At 63.1% G+C, this 233-nt stretch carries 1 protein-coding gene; it reads left to right on the forward strand.

Annotation, left to right across the window (positions count from 1 at the left end; all coding sequences use genetic code 11):
* Nucleotides 1–233 (forward strand): hypothetical protein (locus SCA31_RS25625; protein ID WP_410699735.1); only part of this gene is annotated, 233 nt, incomplete at both ends.

Below are 233 nucleotides of genomic sequence, written 5' to 3' on the forward strand. Positions count from 1 at the left end.
CGACCGCCACGGTGGAGGTCCATCGCCCCGAACGGGTGGCCACCGAGGACGACATTGTGGGTGGGGACGTCATTGCCTCGGACAAGATCCAGGATGAATTCAGTGACTGGCTTCCGCAATCCCGCCTGAGCGGGCCCGGGGATGAGGTTCTTGGGATCGTTCCGGATGTGGTTGCCGGTAAGAACCCGCACGACGCCGCACTCGCGGTTTTTTCGTGGATGGCCGGAGAGATG

Source organism: Chryseobacterium sp. SIMBA_028 (assembly GCF_046535285.1).
GTDB lineage: Bacteria > Bacteroidota > Bacteroidia > Flavobacteriales > Weeksellaceae > Chryseobacterium.